Origin of the sequence: Nocardia sp. NPDC059154, from assembly GCF_042755705.1 — a bacterium.
In the GTDB taxonomy this organism is placed as follows: Bacteria; Actinomycetota; Actinomycetes; order Mycobacteriales; family Mycobacteriaceae; genus Nocardia.
Window position 1 is genome coordinate 1 of record NZ_JBHZCS010000159.1, and the last position, 5,496, is coordinate 5,496.

6 protein-coding genes and 1 pseudogene are annotated in these 5,496 nt (G+C 63.6%); 4 read left to right on the forward strand and 3 right to left on the reverse strand.

Annotated features, from left to right (window positions below):
* Positions 1-204 precede the first annotated feature (204 nt).
* The 3 genes from ACFXN1_RS51100 to ACFXN1_RS51110 all read right to left on the reverse strand — a co-directional run bounded on the left by ACFXN1_RS51100 (position 205) and on the right by ACFXN1_RS51110 (position 2,187).
* Complete coding sequence (locus ACFXN1_RS51100) at positions 205-519, reverse strand: hypothetical protein (protein ID WP_379446521.1); 315 nt, start codon at positions 517-519, stop codon at positions 205-207.
* Positions 516-1,127, reverse strand: a complete 612-nt coding sequence (locus ACFXN1_RS51105; RefSeq protein ID WP_379464144.1) for a tyrosine-type recombinase/integrase — start codon at positions 1,125-1,127, stop codon at positions 516-518. Before ACFXN1_RS51105 ends, ACFXN1_RS51100 begins: the two co-directional genes overlap by 4 nt.
* Before the next feature lie 829 nt (positions 1,128-1,956).
* The gene (locus tag ACFXN1_RS51110) at positions 1,957-2,187 is read right to left on the reverse strand and encodes a transposase (RefSeq protein ID WP_379446523.1); all 231 of its coding nucleotides are present in this window, start codon (positions 2,185-2,187) and stop codon (positions 1,957-1,959) included.
* Between the two features lie 106 nt (positions 2,188-2,293).
* Here ACFXN1_RS51110 and ACFXN1_RS51115 point away from each other — a divergent pair, with 106 nt between their 5' ends.
* The 4 genes and pseudogenes from ACFXN1_RS51115 to ACFXN1_RS51130 all read left to right on the forward strand — a co-directional run.
* Positions 2,294-2,455 (forward strand): hypothetical protein, encoded by a 162-nt coding sequence (locus ACFXN1_RS51115; RefSeq protein ID WP_379446524.1) that lies wholly within the window; start codon positions 2,294-2,296, stop codon positions 2,453-2,455.
* A gap of 17 nt (positions 2,456-2,472) precedes the next feature.
* Positions 2,473-3,195, forward strand: coding sequence for a M24 family metallopeptidase (locus ACFXN1_RS51120; protein WP_379446525.1), 723 nt, complete (start codon positions 2,473-2,475; stop codon positions 3,193-3,195).
* Positions 3,196-3,205: 10 nt separating this feature from the next.
* The gene (locus ACFXN1_RS51125; protein WP_379446526.1) at positions 3,206-4,450 is read left to right on the forward strand and encodes a pyridoxal-phosphate dependent enzyme; all 1,245 of its coding nucleotides are present in this window, start codon (positions 3,206-3,208) and stop codon (positions 4,448-4,450) included.
* A gap of 771 nt (positions 4,451-5,221) precedes the next feature.
* Positions 5,222-5,496: pseudogene (locus tag ACFXN1_RS51130) on the forward strand (hypothetical protein); the annotation flags it as partial.

Here is a 5,496-nt window from a genome sequence, read left to right on the forward strand (position 1 = left end):
TCGAGCCGGTCGCGTATCCACATCGCCGTGGTGCCGTGGGGATTACTGGCGCGGGCCACCCGCACCGTCAGCGGCGGAACCGTCTTGGCCGGTCCTGGTCCGAGTGACATTCACCAGTTCCTTCGAGGACGCAGTGCTTTTCGCGCCTCGCAGTGTGGCAGCCCGCCAGCCACGACATGCCGAATTCCAAGATCACCGACAGAGTCAAGCTGAGGGATACCGTCTGCGAGGCACTGCCAAAACCAACGAAGGCGCCCGCCATCCAGACCGCGACGCACCGGTCATGTGCCTGGCGAAACCCCGCGCGACGGTCAGCCGCCGCGCGGGATTGCTGCTGGCCGGATCGACACCCGGTGCATAGGCCCATGCCAGCGCGGCAGCGACGGTGATGGTTGTGGTGCCGGTGGCGTCGAGATAGGCGACGAATCTGGGCAGGAGACGGTGGTGGTCGGCCAGGTCGTGGCCCAGGCTGTTGCGCAACCGCAGATACTGGTCGGCGGCCGCGGCCAAGGTGCTCACTGCGCCACTTCCGGCCAGGGCTGCGCGACGGTGCGCAACACCTCGAAATCGACCTTGGCATAGATCGCGGTCGTGGCCCGATCCCGGTGCCGCAGAACCTGACTCACCTCGACCATGCTGGCGCCGCCGCGCAACATGCGCGTGGCCAGGGAATGGCGTAGTCGATGCGGTCCCACCCGGGCCAGCCCCGCGACATCACAGGCGCGGTGGGTGATATCAGCGACCATCCCTGCGCCGATGCCGCGGGCGGGTGCCTTCACCGCCAAAAACACTTGACGGATTGATGTTTCCGGCCTCGCCAGCGACAGATAGGCGGCCAGGGCTTCGCCGACATTGACCGGCAGCGGCAGACCCTCGTCACGGCCAGCCCTGCTGCGCAACATGATTCGCCCGGACCGCCAGTCGATGTCGGCGAGCTCGAGCCTGGCCACTTCGATCGACCGCAACCCCAGACGGGCCACCAGCATGAGGATGGCGAAGTTACGGATCCCGACCCGATCCGTCCGATCGCAAGCGTCCAGAATCCGTCGCACATGCTCGTCCGGGATGGCTCTGGGGATGCCCGCATCACGCCACCCAGCGACCGGCGGCACGACCTTGACCAGCACAGCCGCGGTATCCGTCCGGTCACATACAAGAACCTCAGCAGCGCCCGCAGCTCGGCCACTCGGCCCTTCACCGATCCGACGCTGAGTCGCTGGCTCTCGGCCAGCAGGAACGCAACGATATCGCCGCCGGACAGATCTTCGATCCGCCCGTCGCCGGTCAGGCGTTGCCCAAGAAACTTTCGCGCCAACTTCACATACCGCACCACCGTGGCCTCGGCCAGGCCCCGCTCGGACACCAGCCACCGTCGATAGTCGTCCACGACCACCTCGACCATCGAATCCGCAACCACCGAATCCACCAGAACACCTTGGGATTTCAGATACCCCAGCAGCGGTGCGAAACCACGCGGGCCAGGCACGTTCCGCAGACCGCACCCACGAGCCGATCTGCGGAACCGCGCCAGTGCCGCGTCATTCAGGCCGCTCGGATCGACGTCACGGAGCTGCATCCACCGACCCAGATCGGCCGCCATCGCCAACATGTTCAGGATCGTCTGCGGCGTATAACCGTGCTCCACCAGCCACGACCGGTATCCCTCGATGAAAAGTCCCAACCGGTGTCCGTGGCCTGCCAATCATGACCCTCGCCTCCGTTCCCGCAGCACCTTGCTCCGACAACAGGAGTTCGAACCCAACCTCCGAACCTATCCGGACCCCTCGGTGCCGAATCGGCGCCGTTTCACCGCCACTACATGGCCTTTCCCGCCCACCTCACCCGCCGCTCGGCATAGTCCCCGCCTCGGCATAGATCCGGCACCAGGACACCATCCGGGCAGGCCAACGCCTCGGCAACATACGTGCGCAGACAATCGCGCAGCTCATCAGCGTCCTACCGCGACCGATTCAGAAAATGCTGCAACCGGCCCGGATCCATCTCCCCAGCAGCCTCGGACAACTGCCAAGCGTTCTTCCGCTCCACCGGCGCCAGCAACCCCGTCAGATACGACCGCGCCCACCGACGCGGCTCTGCACGATAGAACACCCCCGCCACCCGCGCGAACACCTCACCGAAACCCGACCGCCACGCCGAAACATCCTCGGCCACAACATCATCCAGCATCAGCGACAAGCTACCGTAGGATCAGCCACCATGCAGCACAACGAAATACAACTGTCGTGCTAGATCCGCGCCGAAGCGGGTCGACCCCAACGACAGGAATCGATAGATGACGTTGACGCTACTGCCCATGGGCAAGGTGATCGAGGCATGGTTGCAGCAGCTGCAAAACAAGCTCGCCGAGTTCGAGTACGACGCTGGGGTGTGCTGTGGCTTCAGGGATATCCAGTCGGCTACCGGCTACCGGCTACCGGACCCGCGCGTGGCGTGAACCGCGGAAGCCATCAGATGGCCGCGATCGTCACCACCGATAGCGTCCTCGTTGTCGGAGGCACCGCGGAGGCCGCTCCGGCTTTGGCGGGCGGGATCGAGCCCGGCCAGGTCATCCCGAACGGCACGTTCTACTTCGACTCTGGCGCTGAGGGGCATCGGGCGAAACTGCTGGGGCCGCAGCAGGATTCGCCCGGTTCGGGTGTCGAGTACGCCGCCGGCCTGCTGCAGTTCTGCTCGCTGATCGGTGTCGATGAGGATGACTGTGTGGTCGGGATGCGTGCGGCGCTCGGCGAGCGCTCGGCGCGGGCCGACGAGTTTCCGGCGAGTGCCGAAGTGTGCGAAGGTGATCTGCTCCGCTTCGATGTGAGCTGCGACAACGACGGCTACCGCTCCGACATCGGCCGTACGGCGGTGATCGGCGAATCAACGAGCCTGCAGAGCGACCGGCACTACGCCATATGGAGCGGTGGGGGCGCGAGATCCAGATCCGCTGCCCGGCGCTGCGCCCCCGGCAGCTTCTGTGGCGGCGGCGAAGAGTTCCGATACATGCAATTGGAATGCAGATCTACGATGGCTTCGGCGTCGCGCCGGGTGACGACCACGTGCTCGATCCCGGAAACGTGCTCTGTTTCGAGACAACGCATTATGTACTGGGCTGCGGCGGCACGATGTTCGAGGGCACAATCGCTGTCACGGAGGACGGTGTCGAAGTGCTGTCGCTCAGCTCTTGTGAGGTGAGGACTGCGCTGTGACCAACGCATATACCGGAACCATGGGCTGCCCGCGCTGCTCGTCCATGGTCCCCGATGACTACGCCATAGGCGGCTGCCGCACGTGCGGCTCCGAGGCCATCCCGGTCAACTTGCACGCCAGGTTTGACACGTACGACCCGATCGCTGCCGTGGACGACCGCCAGCCCGGCATCTTCCGGTGGCGAGCAGGGTTCCCGATCGAGCCACGGACGATCGCGATCAGTTTGCACGAAGGCAATACTCGGGCAGTTCGCTCCGACAAACTGGCGGAAATGCTCGGCGTCGCTTCGGTTGTGGCGAAGGACGAGAGCCGGAATCCGACCTCGTCCTACAAGGATCGATTGGCCTCGGTCGCCGTCACCAGGGCAGTGGAGGTCGGGGCGCGCACGGTTGTCGTCGCCTCGACCGGAAACCACGGGGCTGCCGTCGCGGCCTATGCCGCTGTGGCTGGCCTCAACTGTGTCGTGCTCGCAGCGCGCTCAGCATCGCCCCTGATGGTCGAGCAGATGCGTTCCTACGGTGCCCGCGTCATCGCACTTCCGACCATTCCGGATCGGTGGGCGGTGATGAAAACAGCGGTAGACGAGCTGGGCTGGTTCCCGACTTCCGGCTTCCAGAACCCGCCGGTGGGATCGCCACCGTTCGGAATCGAGGGCTACAAGTCGATCGCCTTCGAATTGCACGAACAACTGGCCCGAACTCCTACTATGGTGATCGTGCCGACGGCGTACGGTGACGGGCTGACCGGGGTATTCCGCGGTTTCAAGGAATTGCATGCGGCCGGGCGTATCGCGGCATTGCCTCGGATGGTTGCCGCCGAGGCGCTTGGTGCTCATGTTCAAGCGCTGCAGAACCCCGGAATCGATCGTGTGTCCGAGGTCGGACAACGACCGACCTTGGCTTTTTCGGCCGGAACGTCTTCGGGCACGTACCAAGCGCTGGCGACGCTGCGACTCAGTGCGGGCTATGCCGTCTCACCGATCTCCGACGATGCCATCTTGCATGCCCAAGAGATTCTGGCTCGCGAGACTGGCATGTTCGTCGAGACGACGTCGGCGATGAGCTTGGCGGCCGCGTTACGACTGCGCGATGACGGTGCACTGCGCGATACCGACGACCTGGTCCTCGTCATCACTTCGAGCGGGCTCAAATCGACGAAAGAGACTGCTGCCCACCGCGCGCCCATACCCATCATCGAGCCTCGACTGGACGACCTCGTCGAGGCACTCGGAGACGGCTGACGCATCAGCCATACAGGTGGCGAGCTCGGGAAGGGGCAGTCGGCCGCGTGAAGGTTTTGTCCTGCGCTTGAACACGCTTGAGCTCCGTACAGCCGCAACCGAGATCACGCAACTCACGTTGCGTTGGTACAACGTCACCGGACTCGGCCCGCGTTAGGAAACGCGAATTCTTGCGTTAGAAATGCGAACCCGTAGGGTGCCAATCCGGAACCGACGGGTGCGATCTTGGTCATGGACGGCCGAGGCGAGCGGTGCTTAAGCTGACTGAGGATTGTGCGACGTGGATGATCTGCAATGGATTCACAGAATTCATCATTCGCCAGGGGCAAGTGACCGCGACGAGGCCGAGGCGTCTGGCAACTATGCCCACCTTTAGCGGTGGTGTGATTACTCGACCACTGGTGACGAGTGGTCTGGAAGGAAAAGCATCGGATAGCCGTGTTTGCCGAGCGGTCAGCAACGCGATCGATCCCAGATCGGAATTGTGGTCGCGATCTTGATGGCCGTGACTTTTCGTATTAATTCCATCGAACCGGCGTCGGATATGCGGCTTCAAAAAGACCGGGTGTGGCCTCATGTGAGAGTCGTGGTAGCTCTGGCGCGCCTGCGATATCTGCGGCGGACTGTGCATCGGAGCTCCGCGAACCATTCTGTCAGCTCGCCGACGCTGATCCGGTAGAAGCGAACAATCCACGTAATTCAATGATGTGATCCCGACGACCACGTCATCGCAAAGTGAACGAGAAAGTGTAAGTTATGAACAGCAAAACAGTGGCCTGCGCTGCCGTGGCCGTTACCGCCTTGTCGCTGCCGGTCGGCGCTGCGAACGCAGACCCCGCGGCCGAAACGGGTGTGGTGAATTACTCGGCCACCTCGACACCCAATTCGACCGTGATCGAGACCGATGCGGGTTCGTTGGTCGATGACCATGGTGTGTTCAAGATCAAGGCGGCGGATGGGACGGTGCTTGCCGGCACGGAGTTGTCGTTCCGTGTCGATGATTTCGTGTTCCCGATCGCCGCGGATATCCATGATCGGACCGCGAC